General features: G+C 55.9%; 21 protein-coding genes. 15 read left to right on the top strand and 6 right to left on the bottom strand.

The genetic code is table 11. The features are described from left to right. The first annotated feature begins 6 nt into the window (after window positions 1–6). Genes HA50_RS07510 through HA50_RS07540 form a run of 7 tightly spaced genes read left to right on the top strand, consistent with a single transcriptional unit; the run spans window position 7 to window position 7038 of the window. Window positions 7–606: an outer membrane lipoprotein carrier protein LolA gene (locus HA50_RS07510; protein ID WP_139810969.1), complete on the top strand. Its 600-nt coding sequence runs from the start codon at window positions 7–9 to the stop codon at window positions 604–606. After that, window positions 572–2884 (top strand): MMPL family transporter, encoded by a 2313-nt coding sequence (locus HA50_RS07515; protein WP_084873839.1) that lies wholly within the window; start codon window positions 572–574, stop codon window positions 2882–2884. The genes HA50_RS07510 and HA50_RS07515 overlap by 35 nt, the downstream gene beginning before the upstream one ends. Then, entirely contained in the window at window positions 2881–3456 is a 576-nt protein-coding gene (locus tag HA50_RS07520; RefSeq protein WP_084873840.1) for a DUF3261 domain-containing protein, read from the top strand. Before HA50_RS07515 ends, HA50_RS07520 begins: the two co-directional genes overlap by 4 nt. After that, window positions 3453–4610 carry a beta-ketoacyl-[acyl-carrier-protein] synthase family protein gene (locus HA50_RS07525; RefSeq protein ID WP_084873841.1) on the top strand — a complete coding sequence of 386 codons (1158 nt, stop codon included), beginning with the start codon at window positions 3453–3455 and terminating at the stop codon, window positions 4608–4610. Before HA50_RS07520 ends, HA50_RS07525 begins: the two co-directional genes overlap by 4 nt. Beyond that, window positions 4603–5085 (top strand): hotdog family protein, encoded by a 483-nt coding sequence (locus HA50_RS07530; protein WP_084873842.1) that lies wholly within the window; start codon window positions 4603–4605, stop codon window positions 5083–5085. Before HA50_RS07525 ends, HA50_RS07530 begins: the two co-directional genes overlap by 8 nt. Beyond that, window positions 5075–5806, top strand: coding sequence for a 3-ketoacyl-ACP reductase FabG2 (locus tag HA50_RS07535; RefSeq protein ID WP_084873843.1), 732 nt, complete (start codon window positions 5075–5077; stop codon window positions 5804–5806). Before HA50_RS07530 ends, HA50_RS07535 begins: the two co-directional genes overlap by 11 nt. Beyond that, a complete protein-coding gene (locus HA50_RS07540; RefSeq protein ID WP_208617280.1) occupies window positions 5803–7038 on the top strand; it encodes a beta-ketoacyl-ACP synthase in 1236 nt (411 codons plus the stop codon). Before HA50_RS07535 ends, HA50_RS07540 begins: the two co-directional genes overlap by 4 nt. Before the next feature lie 29 nt (window positions 7039–7067). Here the strand turns inward: HA50_RS07540 and HA50_RS31010 are convergent, their stop codons facing one another. Next, complete coding sequence (locus tag HA50_RS31010) at window positions 7068–7256, bottom strand: hypothetical protein (protein WP_139810907.1); 189 nt, start codon at window positions 7254–7256, stop codon at window positions 7068–7070. Window positions 7257–7268: 12 nt separating this feature from the next. Here HA50_RS31010 and HA50_RS07545 point away from each other — a divergent pair, with 12 nt between their 5' ends. The 3 genes from HA50_RS07545 to HA50_RS31525 all read left to right on the top strand — a co-directional run bounded on the left by HA50_RS07545 (window position 7269) and on the right by HA50_RS31525 (window position 9956). Further along, a complete protein-coding gene (locus tag HA50_RS07545) occupies window positions 7269–9467 on the top strand; it encodes a TonB-dependent receptor (RefSeq protein ID WP_084873844.1) in 2199 nt (732 codons plus the stop codon). A 129-nt stretch (window positions 9468–9596) separates the two neighbouring features. Beyond that, window positions 9597–9740, top strand: coding sequence for a hypothetical protein (locus HA50_RS31520; RefSeq protein WP_013508612.1), 144 nt, complete (start codon window positions 9597–9599; stop codon window positions 9738–9740). A gap of 42 nt (window positions 9741–9782) precedes the next feature. Next, the gene (locus HA50_RS31525) at window positions 9783–9956 is read left to right on the top strand and encodes a hypothetical protein (RefSeq protein ID WP_167379240.1); all 174 of its coding nucleotides are present in this window, start codon (window positions 9783–9785) and stop codon (window positions 9954–9956) included. Here HA50_RS31525 and HA50_RS07550 read toward each other — a convergent pair. Beyond that, window positions 9953–11113, bottom strand: coding sequence for a glycoside hydrolase family 1 protein (locus tag HA50_RS07550; RefSeq protein ID WP_084873845.1), 1161 nt, complete (start codon window positions 11111–11113; stop codon window positions 9953–9955). The genes HA50_RS31525 and HA50_RS07550 overlap by 4 nt on opposite strands. A 153-nt stretch (window positions 11114–11266) precedes the next feature. On the opposite strand from HA50_RS07550, the gene HA50_RS07555 reads away from it, so the two are divergent. Then, window positions 11267–12727: a phospholipase D family protein gene (locus HA50_RS07555; protein WP_084873846.1), complete on the top strand. Its 1461-nt coding sequence runs from the start codon at window positions 11267–11269 to the stop codon at window positions 12725–12727. A gap of 31 nt (window positions 12728–12758) precedes the next feature. Here the strand turns inward: HA50_RS07555 and mdoC are convergent, their stop codons facing one another. Further along, window positions 12759–13883: a glucans biosynthesis protein MdoC gene (gene mdoC, locus HA50_RS07560; protein WP_084878411.1), complete on the bottom strand. Its 1125-nt coding sequence runs from the start codon at window positions 13881–13883 to the stop codon at window positions 12759–12761. A gap of 266 nt (window positions 13884–14149) precedes the next feature. Here mdoC and HA50_RS07565 point away from each other — a divergent pair, with 266 nt between their 5' ends. From HA50_RS07565 to HA50_RS07575, 3 genes are all read left to right on the top strand, one after another. Continuing rightward, window positions 14150–15685: a glucan biosynthesis protein G gene (locus HA50_RS07565; protein WP_208617309.1), complete on the top strand. Its 1536-nt coding sequence runs from the start codon at window positions 14150–14152 to the stop codon at window positions 15683–15685. Then, window positions 15678–18227, top strand: coding sequence for a glucans biosynthesis glucosyltransferase MdoH (mdoH, locus tag HA50_RS07570; protein ID WP_084873848.1), 2550 nt, complete (start codon window positions 15678–15680; stop codon window positions 18225–18227). The genes HA50_RS07565 and mdoH overlap by 8 nt, the downstream gene beginning before the upstream one ends. A gap of 191 nt (window positions 18228–18418) precedes the next feature. After that, window positions 18419–18658, top strand: coding sequence for a YceK/YidQ family lipoprotein (locus HA50_RS07575; protein WP_013508619.1), 240 nt, complete (start codon window positions 18419–18421; stop codon window positions 18656–18658). Between the two features lie 3 nt (window positions 18659–18661). Here the strand turns inward: HA50_RS07575 and HA50_RS07580 are convergent, their stop codons facing one another. The 3 genes from HA50_RS07580 to HA50_RS07590 form a co-directional block, all read right to left on the bottom strand. Beyond that, window positions 18662–19060, bottom strand: coding sequence for a MysB family protein (locus tag HA50_RS07580; protein WP_084873849.1), 399 nt, complete (start codon window positions 19058–19060; stop codon window positions 18662–18664). A gap of 112 nt (window positions 19061–19172) precedes the next feature. Next, a complete protein-coding gene (locus tag HA50_RS07585; RefSeq protein ID WP_021186040.1) occupies window positions 19173–19439 on the bottom strand; it encodes a hypothetical protein in 267 nt (88 codons plus the stop codon). Window positions 19440–19997: 558 nt separating this feature from the next. Continuing rightward, complete coding sequence (locus HA50_RS07590) at window positions 19998–20921, bottom strand: Kdo(2)-lipid IV(A) acyltransferase (RefSeq protein WP_084873850.1); 924 nt, start codon at window positions 20919–20921, stop codon at window positions 19998–20000. A 267-nt stretch (window positions 20922–21188) separates the two neighbouring features. On the opposite strand from HA50_RS07590, the gene trhO reads away from it, so the two are divergent. After that, a complete protein-coding gene (gene trhO / locus HA50_RS07595; RefSeq protein ID WP_084873851.1) occupies window positions 21189–22244 on the top strand; it encodes an oxygen-dependent tRNA uridine(34) hydroxylase TrhO in 1056 nt (351 codons plus the stop codon). The last annotated feature ends 31 nt before the right edge of the window (window positions 22245–22275 follow it).

Raw genomic sequence — 22275 nt, forward strand, 5'->3', positions numbered from 1 at the left:
TTTTTGATGACTATGTTGCTGCTGCTGTGCAGTGCCAGCGTCAGCGCGGTGACGCTCGACCAGCTACAACAGCGCTTTTCCAGCCAGCCGGTGATCCGCGCCAACTTCGTTCAGGTGCGGACCATTGCCGGAATGGCACAACCGCTGGTGTCACGCGGGCAATTGCTGATTGCGCAGCAGCAGGGGCTGTGGTGGCAGCAGAACACGCCTTTTCCCATGACTCTGCTGCTGGATGACCGGCGCATGGTGCAGAGCATCAGCGGCCAGCCGCCCCAGGTGATCACCGCCGACAGCAATCCGCAAATGTTCCAGTTCAACCATCTGCTGCGTGCGCTATTTCAGGCCGATGAGAAAGTGCTGCGGGAGAATTTCACCCTCGAATTTCAGGCGCAGGGTAAGGATCACTGGCAGCTCGGTCTGCTACCGAAAGCGGCACCGCTGAATAAAATCTTTAACCGCATCGATTTGCAGGGGGGCGAGTTTCTTCAGCAAATCCGCCTCGATGACAAGCAGGGGGATAAGACAGAAATCACCCTGAGCGATACCCGTACCGAACCCGGCCATCTGACCGATGAGGAGCGCGCGCGTTTTGCTGTGGCTCCGTGAAAAAAACCTGGCGCGGCTGTGGCTGTTGATATGCCTGGCGTTGACGATAGCGCTGGCGCTGCTATTGCCGCGCAGCCAGATCAATAGCAGCGTGCTGGCGCTGCTGCCGCAGCAGAATCTCGGCCAGGCCCCGGCAGAGATCCAGCAGGCGTTTATGCAGCGTCTTGATCGGCAACTGGTGTGGCTGGTCAGCACCGACGGTGAGGACGGTGAGGCCGCGGCAGCCTGGTGGCAGGCGCAGTTGCAGGCGCTGCCGATGCTGACTCAGGTCAGCGGTGTAATGGACGATCAGCAGATGCAACGCTGGGGCAGTTTCGCCTGGCAGCATCGTAATGGCTTGATCGATGAGACCACGCGCGCGCGTCTGCAACATGGCGGCACGGCGCAGGCGGACTGGATTCTGGCGCAGCTGTTTTCCGCCTTTGCGGGCGTCAGCAGCCAGGAATTACAACATGATCCGCTGCTGCTGGTGCGTGGGGCGCAGCTGGCCCTGCAGCAAAATGCCAGCAAAATGGTGTTGCGTAATGGCTGGCTGACGGTGACTGACCCGCAGCAGCGCCGCTGGTACTTCCTGCATGGCGAACTGGCGAGCAATGCCTTCAGCATTCAGCAAAGCCATCAGCTGGTAACCGCGCTGCACCAGCTGGAGCAGCAGCTGACAACCCGCTGGCCAGATGCCCGGTTGCTGACGCGCGGTACGGTGCTGTTCAGCAATGATGCCAGCCAGCGCGCGCAACACGATATGGAAACCCTCGGCAGCGTCACGCTGGGGGGATTGCTGTTGCTGATTTGGCTGGTGTTCCGCTCGCTACGTCCTCTGGCACTGTGCGCGCTGTCGGTGGCGATTGGCGCGGTGGCGGGGACGGTGGCGACCTTAGTGTGCTTCGGTGAACTGCATCTGACGACGCTGGTAATGAGCCTGAGCATCGTCGGGATCTCAGCGGATTACACCCTTTACTATTTGACCGAACGCATGGTGCATGGCAACCAAGCCACACCGTGGCAAAGCCTGGCTAAAGTCCGCGCCACATTGCTGCTGGCGCTTGCCACCACCGCCATTGCCTGGTTGCTGATGTTAATGGCCCCGTTTCCCGGCCTGCGGCAGCTGGCGGTGTTTTCCGCCAGTGGCCTGAGCGCATCCTGCCTGACGGTGATCTGTTTTTATCCGTGGCTGGTGCGTGGTCTGCCGGTGCGCCCGGTACCGGGTATGGTGTGGCTGGCGCGCTGGCTGGCGGCATGGCGGCGCAATCGCGCATTGATGTGGGGGCTGCCCGCGCTGGTGGCGATATATGCGCTGAGCGGCATTCTGCAACTGCGGGTGGACGATGATATTGCTCATCTGCAAAGCGCTCCGGCGCAGTTGCTGGCGCAGGATCGCCAGCTGGCGCAACTCACCGGCCAGCAGGCCGATCAAACCTGGTTTGTGGTGTGGGGCGATAATGCCCAGCAAACCCTGCAACGCCTCAGCGCGCTGGCACCAAAGCTGCAACAAGCGCAGCAACGCGGCGATATGTCCGGTTATCGCCTGCTGCCGCTCAACTCGCTGGCGCAGCAGCAACAGGATGTGGCGTTGTTGCATCAGGCGGCCCCGGCGATAGCCGCGCGCCTGCAACAGGCGGGCGTCACGCCAGCGCAGGCCGATCTGCGCGCGATGCCGGTGACGCCGGAAAACTGGCTGGCAAGCCCGCTCAGCGAGGGCTGGCGTTTGCTCTGGCTGTCACTGCCGGATGGTCGCAGCAGCGTGCTGGTGCCGGTGTCAGGGGTACGCAACAGTGGCGCGCTCCAGCAACTGGCCATGCAGCAGGAGGGAGTCAGCTGGGTTGATCGCAAAACCAGCTACGATCAGCTGTTTGCCTTCTGGCGCACCCTGCTGAGCGGTTTACTGGCGCTGGCGCTGTTGCTGATTACCCTGAGCTACCTTATCCGCCTCGGGCTGAAGGCGGGCCTGCGCAGCGCGCTACCGTCCTGGCTGTCGCTGGCGGCGGCGCTGGCTACGCTCGGCTGGATCGGTGCGACGCTCAACCTTTTTGCCTTACTGGCGCTGATTCTGGTGCTGGGGATCGGTATCAATTACACGCTGTTTTTCAGCAATCCACGGGGTACGCCGCTGACCTCGATGCTTGCGGTGACGCTGGCGATGATGACCACGTTGCTGACGCTGGGCATGCTGGTATTCAGCAGCACAGCGGCCATCAGTAGCTTTGGCACCGTGTTGTGCAGCGGTATCTTCTGCGCATTTTTGCTGGCCCCGCTGGCCGCAGGGAAAAGAAAACCATGATCAAGAAAAGCCTGATTTTACTGCTGCTCAGCCTGCTGCTCGGCGGCTGTGCGCAACAGACGGCACAACCCAACCGGCCAACCGCCTGGCTTAAACCGGGCGTCCGCGTCACCTTGCCTGCACCGGGTATTTCTCCGGCGTTTCAGCAGCAACAGCTGCTAACCGGCCATAACAAAGGTAAAACGCAATCGCTGCTGGTGTTGCTGGCGGCGGATGAGCAGCACATCAGCCTCGCCGGATTGTCGTCGCTCGGCATTCGGTTGTTCAGCGTCACCTATGACGCCAGTGGCGTCCATACTCAACAGATGATGGCGTTGCCGGAGATGCCGCCAGCCAGCCAGGTGCTGGCCGATATTATGCTCAGCCACTGGCCGATTAGCGCCTGGCAGCCGCAGTTACCCAGCGGCTGGCAGTTGCAGGATATCGGCGATCGGCGCGAGCTACGCGATCCTTCCGGCACGGTGGTGACGCTGATTCATTATCAGCAACGTGGCGGGCAACGTGACCCCATCAGCATCGAACAACGGGCTTTTGGTTATCAGATTCAGATTCAAACCCTGGACGCATCATGATTTATATCTCGGCTTACGGCATGGTCAACGCACTCGGCAACAGCCCTGCGCAGATCGCCGCGCAATTGCAGCTGGGCGCAGCGCCAGGGATGCAACCGCGCGATGGCTGGTTGCAGGCAGCTAAACGCTGCTGGCTGGGGGAGGTGCAGGGCGAGCTGCCCGCCATCCCGCAGGCGCTGGCGGCGCACAATACCCGCAATAACCGGCTGCTACTGGCGGCGCTGGCGCAAATTCGCCCGGCGCTGGAGGCCGCAATGGCGCAATATGGCCGCGATCGGGTGGCGGTGGTGCTCGGCACCAGCACCTCGGGTGTGGATGAAGGCGATCGTCAGGTCAGCGTGGGCTTAGCCGGTTATGACTACCGGATGCAGGAACTGGGCGATCCCTCGCGCTTCCTGGCCGATTTTTTGCAGCTGGATGGCCCGGCCTACACCCTGTCCACCGCCTGTTCTTCCAGCGCCAGGGCGATTATCAGCGGTGAACGCCTGATTGCCGCCGGTCTGGCGGATGTGGCGTTGGTGGGGGGCGCCGATTCGCTGAGCCGTATGCCCATTAATGGCTTTGCCAGCCTTGAGTCGTTATCGGAACGGCAATGTGCGCCATTCAGCCGCGATCGTGATGGCATCTCGATTGGTGAAGCGGCAGCGTTGCTGTTGCTGACGCGGGAACCGCAGCCGCTGGCATTGCTGGGGGTGGGCGAATCATCGGATGCCTGGCATATGTCGGCCCCGCATCCGGAGGGCATCGGCGCTGAGCGTGCGATGATCATGGCCTTGCAGCAGGCGGGTTTAGCCCCCGAACAGGTGGGCTATATCAACCTGCACGGCACCGCCACACCGCTTAACGATCAGGTGGAGGCGGCGGTGATTCATCGCCTGTTTGGCGATCGTGTCCCCTGTAGTTCTACCAAACATCTGACCGGCCATACGCTGGGGGCGGCGGGTGCCACTGAAGCTGCGCTGTCGCTGTTGTTGCTGGAGCAGCAGCTGCCGCTGCCCGCGCAGGATTTTTCACAATCCGAACGCGATCCCACGCTGCCGGATTGCGGTCTGATTAGCGTGCCGACCCCGCTGGTGCGGCCGGTGATTGCTTCCAATTCTTTTGCGTTTGGCGGGAACAATACCTGCCTGATTACAGGACGAATCGATGGCTGATTTTTTGCCGCCAGAGGCGTATTTGCCGCATCGCGCACCCATGTTGCTGCTGGATCGCGTTATCAGCGTCACCGCCGATAGCGTGATATGCCGGGTGACCATTGATCCCGAGGGCGTACTGAGCCCGTTTCTTACCCCCCAGGGTGAACTGCCTGCCTGGTTTGGTGTGGAGATTATGGCGCAGACGGTGGGGGTGTGGTCGGGGTTTCATGCCCGTGAGCAGGGCGTGACGCAGATTCGCCCCGGCATGCTGCTGGGCGGACGCGGTTATCGCGCGGCGGCGGCCACCTTTCCGGCAGGCGCAAGTTTGCAGGTGGCGATGCATTTGCTGATGCGCGATGAGCGGCTTGGCAGTTTTGAAGGAGAAATCCGCCACGGAGACCGGTGCCTGGCCAGTGGACGGCTGAATACCTGGCAGCCGGATGATGACGAATTACAACGATTATTAGCACAAGGAGAACACCATGACGCGTAGCGTGTTAGTGACCGGGGCGAGTAAGGGAATTGGACGCGCCATTGCATTGCGCCTGGCGCAGGATGGCTTCCATGTGGTGGTGCATTATCACCGTGATGCCAGCGGGGCGATACACACGCTGGAACAGATGGTCGCAGCGGGGGGATCCGGCCGGACGTTGCAGTTTGACGTGGCGCAGCGTGAAATGACACGGGACGCGCTGGAGCAGGATATTGCCACGCATGGTGCTTACTATGGCGTGGTCAGTAATGCCGGAATCACGCGGGATGCGGCGTTCCCGGCACTGACTGAGGAAGAGTGGGACAGTGTGATTCATACTAATCTCGACAGCTTCTATAACGTGATCCAGCCTTGTGTGATGCCGATGATTGGGTTGCGCCAGGGGGGACGCATTATCACGTTATCGTCGGTCTCCGGCATCATGGGGAATCGCGGCCAGGTGAATTACAGCGCGGCAAAAGCAGGCATTATCGGTGCCACCAAAGCGCTGGCGATTGAGCTGGCGAAACGCAAAATTACCGTTAACTGCATCGCGCCGGGACTGATCGACACCGGTATGGCCGGGCTGGAACCACAGGTGATTGATGAAGCGCTGAAGCTGATCCCGATGAAACGCATGGGGGCAGCGGAAGAAGTGGCCGGGCTGGCAGGTTATCTGATGTCGGATATCGCCGGTTACGTCACGCGGCAGGTGATTTCAATCAATGGGGGGATGCTGTGATTCAGCGCGTGGTTGTAACCGGAATGGGCGGGGTCACCGCCTTTGGCGAGAGCTGGCCCGCCGTGGCCGCCCGCCTGAAGCAGGGTAAAAACGCGGTGCGCCACATGCCGGAATGGCAGGTTTACGCCGGTCTGCATACCCTGCTGGGTGCGCCAGTGGATGATTTTACCTTGCCTGAGCACTACACCCGCAAGCGTATCCGTGCCATGGGACGGGTATCGCTGCTGGCGACGCGGGCCACCGAGCTGGCGCTGGAGCAGGCGGGGTTGATCGGTAACCCGGTGCTGACCAATGGTGAAACCGGCATTGCCTATGGCTCCTCAACAGGCAGCACCGGGCCGGTCAGTGAATTTGCCACCATGCTGACGGAAAAACACACCAACAATATCACCGGCACCACCTATGTGCAGATGATGCCGCATACCACGGCGGTCAATGCCGGACTGTTTTTTGGTCTGCGCGGGCGGGTGATCCCCACTTCCAGCGCCTGTACTTCCGGCAGCCAGGCGATTGGTTATGCATGGGAAGCGATTCGTCACGGTTATCAGACGGTGATGGTGGCGGGCGGGGCAGAAGAACTCTGTCCGTCCGAAGCGGCGGTGTTCGATACGCTGTTTGCCACCAGCCAGCGCAATGACGCGCCGCACACCACGCCAGCGCCGTTTGATCAACAGCGTGATGGGCTGGTGATTGGCGAAGGGGCGGGCACGCTGATTCTGGAATCGCTGCCACATGCCCAGGCGCGTGGCGCAACCATTTATGCCGAGTTGGTGGGGTTTCATACCAACTGTGATGCGGCACACATCACGCAACCGCAACAGGCAACCATGCAGATTTGCATTGAACGTGCCCTGCAAAGTGCCGGGCTGACGCCGGATCAGATTGGCTATATTAATGCGCACGGGACCGCTACCGATCGCGGCGATATTGCCGAAAGCCAGGCCACGGCGGCGGTGTTTGGTGCCAGCACGCCGATCTCATCGCTGAAAAGTTATTTTGGTCACACGCTGGGAGCCTGCGGTGCGCTGGAGGCGTGGATGAGTATTGAGATGATGCGTGAAGGTTGGTTCGCACCGACGCTCAACCTGACACAGCCCGCCGCGGAGTGTGGTGCGCTGGATTACATTATGGGTGGCGTGCGTCACATCGAGACGGAGTATATCCAGTCGAACAATTTTGCCTTTGGTGGCATTAACACCTCGCTGGTGTTTCGCCGCTGGCAGGATAGATAACCGCCAGCCCCGCACAATACATTGCGCCGTTACGAATCGCACACCACCGTAGCGGCACGATTTATTGTGCAATGATGTGCACCCTGCTGGGAATCCCCGCGCAAATCCTCCCTTACGTCTGGAATTTGTAAAGAAATGCCAGGAATTTTCTTGCATTCAGCACCGCTGTCCGCATAATCGCAAACCGCAATAATAATGATTATCAGTTTGCTTTGCATTAGGGGGTATCCATGCGCAGAATGCCTTTCAATCCCGGACTGAAACCGACGCTACTGGCTGTAATGGTCAGCGCCGGTTGTTTGCCAGTGATGGCTGCTACCACCAACACCACCGCAGATGCGGCGAAAAAAGAACAGAAAACGCTGACTGTGGTGGCGACACCACAGAATGACTTCAAACCTGGCGGGAACGAATTAGTCCCGGCTTATCTTGATGGACAGATCGCGCACGGTGGCCGTCTTGGCATGCTGGGTGAGCAGAACGCGATGGATGTTCCGTTCAACGTGATTGGCTTCACCTCGAAAGCGATTCAGGATCAACAGGCAAAAACCATTGCCGACGTCATCCGTAATGATGCCACGGTGCAAAACGTCAAAGGTTACGGCAACTTCGCAGAAAGTTACCGTATTCGCGGCTTCCGCCTCGATGGCGATGATATGACGTTTAGCGGCTTACCCGGCGTGGTGCCGCGTCAGGTGATGGATGCTTCTCTGATTGATCGCGTTGAAATCTTCAAAGGGGCTAACGGCCTGCTGAACGGCGCAGCCAGCACCGGTGTGGGTGGCCTGATCAACCTGGAACCGAAACATGCGGACGATACCCCGCTGACCCGTGTGGGGGTTGATTACACCTCGTCCTCGCAGGTGGGGGGCAGCCTCGATATTGGTCGCCGTTTCGGTGATAACAACCAGTTTGGCGTGCGCTTCAACGCGGTTAACCGCGAAGGCGAAACCGGGGTTGATGGTGAGAAAAAACGCACCACAGCGGCGTCCATCGGTCTCGATTACCGTGGCGAGCGTTTGCGCACCTCGCTGGATTTTGGCTACCAGAAAAAGACGTTCCACGATGGCCGCATGGGCGTCAATATCAGTGGCGTTGACTCGCTGCCCGCGGTGCCTTCTAACTCCACTAACTACAGCCAGCCCTGGGTGTTCAGCAATGTCGAAAACGAATGGGGCATGGCCAAAGCGGAGTATGACCTCACCGATAGCTGGACCGCGTATGCGGCACTGGGTGCCCAGCATGCCCATGAAATCGGCAACTATGCCACGCCAAAACTGCTGAATACCGCAGGTGATGTGTCGATCAACACCTTCGACACCAACCGTCGTCAGGACAATATGAGCGGTATGCTCGGGGTACGTGGCAACTTCGATACCGGGCCGATTTCGCATAAAGTGAACGTTGGCTACTCCGCGCTGACCACCAATGCGAAAAACGCCTATCGCATGTCGTTGTCTGGTTACAACTACAACATCTACGATCCGGTCGATGTGGCGCGTCCGACGCCGACCTTCGCGGGTGGCGAATTCTACGATCCGAAAACCACGGCACGCACTCGTACTCAGGGCTACCTGCTGAGCGATACGCTGGGCGCATTCGACGACACCCTGTTGTTGACGCTCGGGGCGCGCAATCAGAAAGTCTGGGTGCGTAACTACAACTACAACACCCAGGCGGAAGACGTCAGCTCGCGTTATACCGAAAGCCGCTGGATGCCGACTTACGGCATTGTGTACAAACCCTGGCAGTCGATTTCCCTGTATGCCAACCACACCGAAGCGTTGCAGCCCGGCTCAACGGCACCGACCAGCGCGGTTAACTACGGTGCGGTGACCGGTATTGCGCATTCGAAGCAGAATGAAATCGGTGTCAAAGGTGACTTTGGCCGCGTAGGGGGCACCCTGGCGCTGTTTGAAATCAAACAGCCATCGGGCATTCTCGACAGCAACAATGTCTATGCTATGAATGGCGAACAGCGCCACCGTGGTGCGGAGCTGAATGTGTTCGGTGAGCCGGTACTTGGCTTCCGTCTGAATGCCAGCGCCACCTGGATTAATCCGGAAATGGTGAAAACGGCAAAAGGCCAGTACGACGGCAAACAGGCGATTGGTGTACCGCGTTATAACTACGCGCTGGGTGCCGAGTATGATATCAAACCGATCGATGGCCTGACCGCGACCGCGTTGCTGAACCATACCGGCCCGCAATGGGCGGATTCCGCCAATACCAAACGGATTGAGGCTTACACCACGCTGGATCTGGGTCTGCGTTACCGCACGAAGATCAACCAGAATGATGTTGTCTGGCGCGTGGCGGTGGAAAACGTCACCAACGAGAAGTATTGGGCGAATATCGACTACTCAGGGACCTACCTGACGCAGGGCGATCCGCGCACCTTAAAAGTCAGCATGAGCTACGACTTTTAATCCCTCAGCGGGGCGCGATTGCGCCCCGTTTTCATTTCGCGCTGAAATAATTCTTCATCTTTGGCTGCTTTCCATTACACTCGGAGCGGTAACGTTGCTGCTGGTTTCCCTTATTTTTATTGAGTTCACATGAGTTCACCTGCTCCACCCGACGATCACGACGAACCTTTGCGCCAGCCGCTGGACGATGCGCAGTTTGCCATTGTGGTACTTGCAGTGACCTCGGTTACCCTTATAATCTTTGTCCTGATGATGACGTTATGGATGAGCTAAGGCTTGTTGCAACGGGTATCGGAAGCCTGCAAGGAGATGTCGATGGAATCCAGAGATGACAAACTGATCGCCATAATTGGCCTGCTTTCGGCCTGTCTGATTGGCGTGGTATTCCTCTTTACCATGACCTGGCTCACTGATGTGCGCCATCCTGCTGACCGTTCTCTCGATGTGCAAACCTGCGGCCCGAAAAACGCCGAAACCCAGCAATCCTAATCCTGCCGCCGCTTTTGCCACTTAATCTGCTGACTGCGTAACTCCAGCGCCAACGCTTCATGTAGCGTGCGATTGCCATTGGGATCCCCCAGACCAAATAACGGCCCCGGCGAACGACGATCGTCAGCCCACGCTGGATATTCCACCACCGGATAAAGCGAAATCCCTTCCAGCGCCACCCCCTGTTCCAGTGCCAGCATCGCTTCGGCAGAAACATGGTGCAGCCAGGGCGTACGGGCGTCGCCTTCCGCCCCAGTTTCTGCCAGCAGCAAGGGCCGCTGATAGCGCTGCCAGCATTGCAACAGCAGGCGATGCAGCGGCAGGCGTGAGGGATGGTCATCCGGCAACGGGTCACCGGGGAAAAACCAGTGGTTATCCGGGTAGTAATTCAGACCAAGAATATCGAGAAAATCTTCGCTGCCACCCAGCTCCGGCGCATCACGCCCGGCCAGCCAGTCCCAGGCTTCGAACTGCGCCTGATGCTGCGCATCGGCATAGGGTTTGCTATCGGGATTCGCGGGATTGGTCGCCACTTGCACCAGCGGATCGGTCAGCACAAAACGCGCCTGCGGATACACCTCGCGAATCGCATGCATCGCCGCCAGTGACGCCCGCACCAGCTGGCGCTTCAGCTCTTTACCCCGATCGCTGGCGTAGGGATTGAGCCACGCCACATCCGCACCGGCCCATGACCAGAACGAGATCTGATTGATGGGGGTAAAGAACGGCTGCTCCACGCCTTCATTACGCATCAGCTGCGCCATCGCGCGCGCGAAGCGTTCAAAATGATCGACAAATGAGGCATGGAAGATATCGAGATGATCGGGATAACCAAAATGCATCAGTTCCCAGATGATTTGCAGATCATGACGCGCGGCAGCGTGCACCATCGGCAGAAAAGATCGCCAGTCATATTCGCCTGGGGTGGCTTCAATCAGATACCAGCGCGCACCATCGCGCGCGGTGCGCAGGCCCTCCTGCGCCAGGGCGGCATAATCTTTATCCAGCAGCATGTCATGGCCGCTGCTGATCACCATATCCAGGCGTCGCCCACCGGCGCGACGGGCGCTGGAGCAGGGAAAACTGCCCTGAAAAAAACTGCGAAACAGCCGGGGCTGATAGCGCGGGGACGGGGGAACAAGGGGGTGTTGCGCCATTTTCCTCTCCTCACGGGGCACGCCGAATGCAGAACGTTTCGCTAAGTCTAGACTAAATTAACAGCGGGCCAGCAACTGTTACCGGACGCCTCTGATTGCGATGCGCGATGCGGCCTCCAACAATAAGAATATGATGAGTTTCAGGGATCCTGTATGAGCGAAGCCGCACCGCGTGATTCTGCGGAAAAAGACCAAAACTGGCTCAATGAAATCATTGATGCCCGCTGTGCGCCACATCCGGGCATGAGTGGTATTCATCCCCTCAACGATGGGCTGGACGCATTTGCCGCACGTTATTTATTGATGGGCATGGCCCGGCGCACGCTGGATGTGCAGTATTACATCTGGCATAACGACATGTCGGGCCGCCTGCTGTTTAGCGCACTGCTGGACGCGGCAGAGCGCGGCGTTAAAGTGCGCCTGCTACTGGATGATAACAATACTCCGGGGCTGGATGAGACCCTCGCCGAGCTGGAGCGCCATCCCAACATTTCTGTCCGGCTGTTCAATCCCTTCTCGTTTCGCACGTTGCGTATGCTCGGCTATCTGACCGACTTCGCCCGGCTCAATCGCCGTATGCATAATAAAAGCCTGACGGTGGATGGTGCCGCGACCCTGGTCGGAGGGCGTAATATCGGCGACGAGTATTTTGGTACCGGCGATGAACCCCTGTTTACCGATTTGGATGTGCTGGCGATCGGCCCGGTGGTGGAGGAGGTGGGGCACGATTTCAATCGTTACTGGCACAGCAAAGCGGTGTCGCCGTTGCACTGCGTGGTGGAAGTCGATCACGATGGACGTCAGGCGGTACGGTTGCCCACCGCCTGGCAGCACAGCGAAGCGGTGTTGCGGTATATGGCCCGGCTGGAACACTCTTCTTTTGTCAGCCAGATGGCGGAAGGGACGCTGAGTATGACCTGGGCGGCCACGCGTTTATTAAGCGATGACCCACGCAAAGGGCTGGGGAAAGCGAAGCGTTCTTCCCTGCTGCCACAGCGTATGCTGGAGGTGATTGGCACGCCGCAACAGCAATTCGACATCATCTCGGCTTATTTCGTGCCGACGCGCGCCGGGGTGGCGCAGTTGCTGGCGCTGAAACGGCGCGGAGTAAAAATCGCCGTGCTGACCAATTCGCTGGCTGCCAATGACGTCAGCGTGGTGCATGCCGGATATGCGCGCTGGCGTAAGAAGCTACTGCGGCACGGCATTGCCTTGTATGAACTGAAGCCGCAGGCCAATGCCAGCGAGGCCCCGCATGACCGTGGGTTGACCGGTAACTCTGGCTCCAGCCTGCACGCCAAAACCTTTACCGTGGATAATCGTAAAGTCTTTATCGGCTCGTTTAATTTCGACCCGCGCTCTGCGGTGCTGAATACCGAAATGGGGCTGGTGATTGAAAGTGACGAGCTGGCGCAACGTACCCATCAGCGCTTTATTCAGGGGATGCGCGATCGCGCCTGGACCTTACGACTTGATGGCTGGGGCCGGGTGAACTGGGTGGAATATCCGGAAGAGGCGGGTGAAGTGGTGCATATTCATGAACCGCAATCTACCTGGGTACAGCGCTTGCTGGTACGGCTGGTGTGGCGCTTGCCGATTGAGTGGTTGCTGTAAGTAAAACGGGCCAGCTAAGCTGGCCCGATGATTATTTGCGCTGTGGTTTCCCGGAGAACAGGAAACGCAGCAACGGAATACGCAGATGGATTTCATATAGCGCAAATGCCACGCCAAACACCATCAACAGGCCGAGGAAGAAGCCCAGGGTATCGTTGCTGATCAACGGAGTGATAAAAATGCCGTACAACAGGGTGAGCGGGTGGTGCACCAGGTAAATAAACAGTGAGGCATTCACCAGATACATGATGCGCGGTGAGTGGCTGTTCAGCAGTTTATGCCCGAAGCAGAAGCAGACGTTCAGCATGCACAGGCCCATCAGGGTCGAAATCACGTCGTCGATTTCATACAACCAGCCATCACCGCTGCTAAAGCGTTGATTCAGGCTGTAGGCGACAAACACCGCGATTGCCCCAAAGCACATCACCGGATTAAAACGGACAAATAACGCTTTGAGTGGCGGATGTTTCCAGCTCAGCGCGCCCAGCATGAAAAACGGCAGGAAGAACAGGCTTTGCATCACGGCGGTGCTGAACAGGCCGTCCATCAGCCAGTTGGGCTGGAAGGTAAAAATGAGACGACGGAACACACACCACAACAGCGCCCACGCCAGCAGGGCCAGCGTCAGTTTGCCCCAGCCAACCCGGTTGTAATCAATTTGACGGTGCTGGCTACGCAGCCAGCGGAAGGTGAGCATCCCCAGCGTGGTGAGGATCACCAACACCACCAGAAACCACAGATGGGAGATCAGGTCCCACACCAGCGCATTGTATTTCTGGTACAGGGTGAAGCTGTCCCAATCTCCTACTTTGTCCGTGAGGTTTTTTAGCATAAAAAACTGCGGCAAAGTGATGAGCGGCACGGCGGTCAGCAACGGTATGCCCACGCGCTCCAGGCGGACCTTCAGCCAGCGCTGCGGCTGATAGCGCAGATAAAGCATGTAGGAAAAATAACCAGAGATGACGAAGAACACCTGCATGCGGAAGGCGTGAATAAAATCATTCAACACCGTCAGCCACATGGAGGCATCCTGGCTATTTACTGACCATCTTTGTGTGGAGTAAATCAGGGAAACGTGGAAAGGCACGCCCAATAACATTAAATAAGCTCGAATCGAATCGAGAAAATATTCGCGTTCGGATTTTGCTGCAGTCATAAGCATCCAATTGTCTGTGTCCTGGCCGGCTTCGCCCTGAAACCGGATTATGCCGGAGTAAAATTCTACCGGCTGTAAACAGGGTATACTATCAGTAGATTCTGTATCGTTTAATAATCCGAAAAGCGCATTTTCCACTTACAAATAGAGGGAACATTCGTTTACATACGCTGTCGGAAAAACGAATAATCCTTTAAGATATGCGGGTTTGATCTAAGCACACGAAAGGGGGGGATGTGCTGAATATAGTGAAAAATAAAGCCGGACTGATGAAGATGCGCTGGGTTGGTGCAGCAGTTCTGCTGGCGTTGTACGCGAACAATAGTTGGGCGTTCAACCTTGATGATGTAGCAAAACAGGCTCAGGCCCTGGCAGGGAAAAGCTTTGAAGCGCCTAAGAGCAACTTACCCTCTCAGTTTCGTGAAATGAAATATGCTGATTATCAGCAGATCCAGTTTAACCACGATAAAGCTTACTGGGGCAAATTGCGTACACCGTTCAAACTGGAGTTTTATCACCAGGGGATGTATTTCGATACGCCGGTGAAAATCAACGAAGTAACGGCCAATACGGTACGTGAAATCAAGTACAACCCGGACTATTTCAACTTCGGCAACGTCAAGCATGACGCTGACGCGGTGAAAAACCTTGGTTTTGCCGGATTTAAAGTACTTTATCCGCTGAACGAAAAGGGTAAAAACGACGAGATCACCAGCTTCCTCGGTGCCAGCTACTTCCGCGTGATCGGGGCGGGCCAGGTTTATGGTCTGTCGGCGCGTGGCCTGGCGATCGATACGGCGCTGCCATCGGGCGAAGAGTTCCCGCGCTTTAAAGAATTCTGGATCGAGCGGCCAAAACCGCAGGACAAGCAACTGGTGATCTACGCCTTGCTGGATTCGCCTCGCGCTTCTGGTGCGTATCGTTTCGTGGTGCGTCCGGGTAAAGAGTCGACCGTTGATGTGCAGTCAAAAATTTATCTGCGTGACAATGTCGGCAAACTGGGTATCGCTCCACTGACCAGTATGTTCCTGTTTGGCGCAAATCAGCCGTCGCCGGTGAGCAATTTCCGTCAGGAATTGCATGATTCTAATGGGCTTTCCATCCACGCCGGTAACGGCGAGTGGATTTGGCGTCCGCTGAATAACCCGAAACATCTGGCGGTGAGTACTTTCACCATCGAAAACCCGAAAGGTTTTGGTTTGCTGCAGCGTGGCCGCGATTTCAGCCATTATCAGGATCTTGACGATCGCTATGACCTGCGCCCGAGCGGCTGGGTAGAGCCGTTAGGTGACTGGGGCAAAGGCCATGTCGAGTTGGTGGAGATCCCAACGGCCGATGAAACCAACGACAATATCGTGGCTTTCTGGACGCCAGAAAAACTGGCCGAACCGGGCAAAGAGATGAGTTTCCAGTATCGTCTGCACTTTACCCGTGACGAAAACCTGCTGCATTCCGACGATGTTGCCTGGGTGAAAGATACCCTGCGTTCAGCGGGTGATGTGAAGCAGTCAAACCTTGTGCGTCAGCCGGATGGCAGCATCGCCTTTACCGTCGATTTTGTCGGCAGAGCGATGAGCAAACTGCCGGAAAACACCCAGGTTGCCCCGCAGGTCAGCGTTGGTAATAACGCCGAAGTGGTTGAACAGAGCGTACGTTACAACCCGGTGACCAAAGGCTGGCGTCTGGTATTGCGCCTGCGTGTGAAAGATAACAAGCAGCCGACGGAAATGCGTGCGGCGCTGGTTAGCGGTGACAAAACATTGACGGAAACCTGGAGCTATCAGTTACCTGCCAATGAATAACTCGACTTTTACACCTCAATCTTACGTGGAAGCCCTGCCGCTCGATGCGGCAGGTCGTGCCCGCCTGAGTGCATCGCTACAAAATGCCCAGGCGTTCCACGCTATTCATACGTCACTGGGGCATGATGTTGCCGCCAGTGAGCGCCCGGATGACGCGCCGTTAAAATCGGTGTCGTCCCGTGTGCAAATGGCCTGGCCAGATTCACTGGCTGACGGCCAGCAACTGGGCAAGGATTATCTCGATCGCACCATACTGAAGGCGATGCCGAAGGTGAAGCGTTCGCTGATGTTCCCGGAAGCCTGGCGTACCAACCCGATTGCCCGTGCCTGGGATTCGATGCGCGGGCGTAAGTCTGCGCCGCGCGTCACCACGGACGAAGAGCAGAAAGTGGAAGAGAAGTGGCGTCACGTGGGTTCGATGCGTCGTTATGTGCTGCTGATTCTGACGCTGTTGCAGACCGTGATCGCCACCTGGTACATGAAAACCATTTTGCCGTACCAGGGCTGGACGCTGCTCGATCCCATGGAGCTGTTCAACCAGAACTGGTTGCAGTCGGTGGAATTAATTCTGCCGTACATTTTGCAGACCGGCATTCTGTTCCTGTTCGCCATCTTGTTCTGCTGGGTCTCCGCCGGTTTCTGGACCGCGCTAATGGGCTTCCTGCAGTTGCTGATTGGCCGTGATAAGTACAGCATCTCTTACTCAACGTCAGGCGATGAACCGCTGAACCCGGAACATCGTACGGCGCTGATCATGCCGATCTGTAATGAAGATGTGGAACGTGTTTTCGCGGGCCTGCGTGCGACCTGGGAATCGGTCAAGCGTACCGGCAATGCGGAACACTTTGACGTTTACATCCTCAGCGATAGCTACGATGCCGATATCGCTATTGCGGAACAGAAAGCCTGGATGGAGCTGGTGCGTGATGTCGGGGGCGCGGGTAAGATTTTCTATCGCCGTCGTCGTCGTCGTGTGAAACGTAAAAGCGGCAACATTGATGACTTCTGCCGTCGCTGGGGAAGCAACTATAGCTATATGGTGGTGCTGGACGCTGACAGCGTGATGAGCGGTGAATGTCTTACCGGTCTGGTGCGCATGATGGAAGCGAATCCGAAGGCCGGTATTATCCAGTCATCACCGAAAGCGTCTGGCATGGATACGCTGTATGCGCGCTGTCAGCAGTTTGCTACCCGCGTCTACGGTCCGCTGTTTACCGCGGGTCTGCACTTCTGGCAATTGGGGGAATCACACTACTGGGGCCATAACGCCATCATTCGTGTGAAACCCTTTATTGAGCACTGTGCGCTGGCACCGCTGCCGGGCGAGGGCTCCTTTGCCGGTTCGATTCTGTCGCATGACTTCGTTGAAGCGGCGCTGATGCGTCGTGCCGGTTGGGGCGTATGGATTGCCTACGATCTGCCGGGGTCCTACGAGGAGTTGCCGCCGAACCTGCTGGATGAGCTGAAGCGTGACCGTCGCTGGTGTCACGGTAACCTGATGAACTTCCGCCTGTTCCTGGTGAAAGGGATGCACCCGGTGCATCGTGCGGTGTTCCTGACCGGTGTGATGTCATATCTTTCGGCTCCGCTGTGGTTTATGTTCCTGGCGCTCTCCACCGCCTTGCAGGTGGTGCATACGCTAATGGAACCGACCTACTTCCTGCAGCCGCGGCAGTTGTTCCCGGTGTGGCCGCAGTGGCGTCCGGACCTGGCGATTGCGCTGTTCTCCACCACCCTGGTTCTGTTGTTCCTGCCGAAACTACTCAGCGTGGTGCTGATTTGGTTCAAAGGCGCAAAACCGTATGGCGGGGCAGTGCGGCTATTTTTCTCGCTGTTGCTGGAGATGTTGTTCTCGGTACTGCTGGCACCGGTGCGCATGCTGTTCCATACCGTGTTTGTGGTCAGTGCGTTCCTTGGCTGGGAAGTGGTGTGGAACTCTCCGCAGCGCGACGATGATGCTACCCCCTGGAGCGAAGCCTTCCGTCGTCACGGTTCGCAAATGCTGCTGGGTATTGTCTGGGCTGCGGGCATGGGCCTGTTGGATCTGAACTTCCTGTGGTGGCTGTCGCCGATTGTCTTCTCGCTGATTCTGTCGCCGTTCGTGTCTGTAATGTCGAGCCGTGCAACCATCGGTCTGAAAAGCAAACGTGCGAAGTTGTTCCTGATCCCGGAAGAGTACGATCCGCCGAAAGAGCTGGTGGATACCGACAACTACCTGCAATTGAACCGTGAACGTGCGCTGAAAAACGGCTTTATGCATGCGCTGTTTAATCCGGCATTTAACGCGCTGGCGACGGCCATGGCAACCTCACGCCATTTACACAGCACCTTGCTGGAGCATGCGCGCGATTGCCGGGTGGATCAGGCGTTAAGCGATGCACCAGAAAAACTGAATCGTGAACAGCGCCTGCAGCTGATTAGCGATCCGGTGGTGCTGGCGCGTGTCCATACGCGCTTGTGGGAAAGTGCTGAGAAATATCATCCGTGGGTGGAAAGCTATCAGAAGCTGAAGTTAAACCCACTGGCACTCCAGCAGCATTGATGAAGCGTGATGCTGGCTGATTAAGCCGGGAGATAAAAGCCGCTATCGTGTCGCGATAGCGGCTTTTTTTATCGTTGCAGTACGATTAACGGGCAAGACTGTTCTGACTAACGCAATCTTTACGCTGTCAGGTGTAGTTATTCACCCGCGCTGACGGTTAAAATAACGCCAGTCCATTGTGAGTAATTGTTGTGAATCGTTTCCTTAAATTAACCGTCGTCGGTGCCGCCATCATTTTGCTAAGTGGGTGTGGCAGCATCATCAGTCGTACCGTGCCCGGTCAGGGACACGGTAATCAATACTACCCGGGTGTGCAGTGGGATGTGCGTGATGGCGCATGGCGCATGCTGACCATCCTCGACTTGCCGCTGTCATTAGTGATGGACACGCTGCTGTTACCGGTGGATGCCCATCACGGTCCCTACGAATAAGGTCTACGCCCAGCGGTCAGAGTCACTGTTGTCGTCATCCCACTCAGCCGCTGCGGCTTCACCTTCTTCGGTATCCTCCGGCGGTTCGAGCTGAAATTCACCTTCATCCCATTCGTGCAGGGTATTTTCTGACTGCCATTCCTGGCGTAGCTCGATTTCCTCGAAATCACCGTCAAAAATCGCCTGAGCCGCTTCGCCACTACGAATTGGCAGACACTCGCCTTGCTCATCTTCATCAGCAAAAAATTCAGCCTGCCACATGATGTCGCCATCCTGCATGACATATTTTTGCAGGGCAAACTGGCTGACGAGCGCATCTCCCGCATCCAGCCCCGGCTGGCTGGCGAGAAACTCCTCACGCGCTGCTTCGATGGCTTCTTCTAAGGTGGTAAACATGCTCATCGCGATCTCCTTGCCTGTTGAATAGGGATTTCAGAGAAGGATAGACGAAAAATGAGCAGGGAAGGGAGGAATAACGTCCGGGCGGATGAGGTGAAACATCCGCCCGGACGGGTCAGTGCATCTTCTGTGGAAAATGCAGCACAGGGCGTACAGATTCACGAATAACAGGAGCAGAGTAACGAATACAGCATTTAATACAGGGTTTCACCTTTTTAAAATTAATACGCGCAATCGATAAAGCCTGATTTAAATTATAGAGCGTACCGATAAAAACCATATCCTCCTTTTCCGGCAGACGTTTACACTCTTTGCGGTGTAACAGGTGATAATTATCCTGATCGGTACTGACCGTCACATAATAATAGATGCCTTTATTCATATTATGGGTTCCTGCGGTATATGTGCTGTGTGTAATCTTTTTATTTTTCTTGAGCAGTTATTGAACTAACTCTCATAAATGAAACTAACTGGAATCGATTTTGCGAACAAATTCCATAAAGATATAAGGAGGGTGTATCTTTTTTAGAAACGTAATAAGTAAGGCAAGTGTTAAGATAATACCTTGTAAATTAAGTTAATTTTTCTGTATTGATTAGCGAACTCAAAGAATTCAACAATATTAAATAGGAATATGCCTGGAATCAAAAAAATTCAGATCCACAGGCCTATGATGTGATCGATAAGATTTTCTTTAGCTGTAAGGGAATAAATCAATAAGATGGAGGTGGACGCGTTTATTAATAGCCTGCGGGCTTCACCAGATGCCATCATTTTCTGGTTTTCGTTAGCTCTGACTCCAGATTTAAATGGCCTAAGAATATGCGTGAGCTTTAATTCAGATTGGTACAGTTTTCGCCAGATATTAGCGGATAATGTCATGAATTAAGGAAAATTTGATGATAAGCGAGGCGGGACACGTAGTGTGTCCCGCTTCACATTAATAGCGTGAAGGTTCACCTTCCGGGCGCGTTTTGAAACGACGGTGCAGCCACATGTATTGTTCCGGGGCCAGTAACACGCTCTCCTCAACCACCTTATTCATGCAAATTGCGGTGTCGAGTTCGTTCTCCAGCGAGAATTTGTCGCGAATATCCGGCATGATCTTCATCTCGTAACCACGACGGTTGGGCAGACGCTGTACCAGAAATGGCACCACGCTGGGATTCCCCAGGCGAATCAACATATGCGTGCCAGTAGTGGTGGCCGCATCCTTAACGGCGAAAAAAGGCGCAAAAACACTGCTGCGCGGGCCGTAATCGTGGTCCGGCGCATACCAGATGATGTCGTTGTTTTTCATCGCACGGATCATGCCTTTCAGATCTTTGCGATCCAGCATGCTTTTATTGGAACGCATCCGGCCCCAGGTTTGCAGCCAGTCGAGCAACTTGTTGTCATTCGGTCGGTACACGCCAATCCCTGGGTTGTGCATACCAAAGACGCGCGCGCCGAGTTCCAGGGTAAGAAAATGCATGCCGATCAGCAGAATGCCACGTCCGGCAGCCAGGGAAGAGTCAATATGCTCCAGCCCGGTGCAGCTGACCCATTTGCGAATGCGCCAGTCTGGCCAGAACCAGGCGATGCCGGTCTCAATCAGCCCCATGCCAACAGATTCAAAGTTGTGTTTCACCATGGCATCACGTTCGCTGACCGGCATAGCGGGAAAGCAAAGCTCCAGATTACGTTGCGCAATTTTGACGCGACGTTTCAGAAAACGCATGGCAATACGACCTAAACCACAACCGATAACGTACAAAACCGGGTAGGGCAGCAGCACCAGTAAATAGAGAAGACCGATGCCCAGCCAGGTGAGCCAGTAGCGCGGATGAAGGAGTTCACGGGAAAATTGGGGAAGTTGAGTCATTGAAATGTCAGTATCCTGCGTCTTGTACCAGAGGTACCGGTTCCTGTTATTTGCCGCTATTGTGCCATTTTTTCTCTCTGACTGAAATCAAGCATAGACCTCCAGTGGATAAGAGAAATCTGGCAAGCGCATTAAAATATAATTACCGCGCAGTTTTGCGTCACGGGTCACTCCAACTGGATATTCGCAGCAAAGGCTTTGCATTGTGATGAATTCAGGTATCATATGCGCGCTCATTTTTCCCGATTGATAACAGGAACGAACACCATGCCAGTGTTACATAACCTTGTTTCCAATAAAGAGCTGAAGGCGCGCATGTTGGCTGAAACCGAGCCGCGCACCACGGTCTCTTTTTATAAATATTTCCAGATTGCCGATCCTAAAGCGTTTCGTGATGCTTTATATATTGGGTTAACCCAACTCAAGGTGTTTGGCCGCGTTTACGTCGCCCAGGAAGGTATTAACGCGCAAATCAGCGTGCCCGCCAGCCAGTATGAAAGCATGAAAGCGTTTCTGTATGGTTTCGATCCGGCGCTGAATAACCTGCGGATGAATATTGCGCTGGATGATGATGGCAAATCTTTCTGGGTATTGCGCCTGAAAGTGCGCGATCGCATTGTGGCGGATGGTATTGACGATACCAGCTTTGATGCCAGCGCGGTGGGTAACTATCTGAAAGCTGCTGATGTTAACGCCATGCTGGACGATCCGGACGCGATATTTGTTGATATGCGTAACCACTATGAATTTGAAGTGGGGCATTTCGATAATGCGCTGGAAGTGCCGGCAGATACCTTCCGCGATCAGCTGCCGATGGCGGTTGATATGCTGCAAGATCAGAAAGACAAAAAGATCGTCATGTACTGCACCGGCGGCATTCGCTGCGAAAAAGCCAGTGCCTGGATGAAGCACAACGGCTTTGATGATGTTTATCACATCGAAGGCGGCATCATCGAATACACCCGCCGTGCACGCGAGCAGGGTTTACCGGTGCGTTTCAAAGGCAAAAACTTTGTTTTTGATGAGCGCATGGGCGAGCGTATCTCTGATGATGTGTTGTCTCACTGCCACCAGTGCGGTGTGCCTTGCGATACCCATACCAACTGCATCAATGATGGCTGCCATCTGCTGTTTATTCAGTGTCCGAGCTGCGCCGAGAAATTCCTCAATTGCTGCAGCCCGGTCTGTATGGAAGAGTCAAAATTGTCGCCTGAGGAACAACGCGCTCGCCGCGCTGGTCGCGAAAATGGCAACAAGGTCTTCAACAAGTCACGCGGTTTGCTGAATATGACCATGGCGATTCCGCTGCCAGAGAAGAAATAATCCGCGGGCAGCCTGCCCTGTGTGCAGGCTG

This window comes from Pantoea cypripedii (genome assembly GCF_002095535.1).
In the GTDB taxonomy this organism is placed as follows: domain Bacteria; phylum Pseudomonadota; class Gammaproteobacteria; order Enterobacterales; family Enterobacteriaceae; genus Pantoea; species Pantoea cypripedii.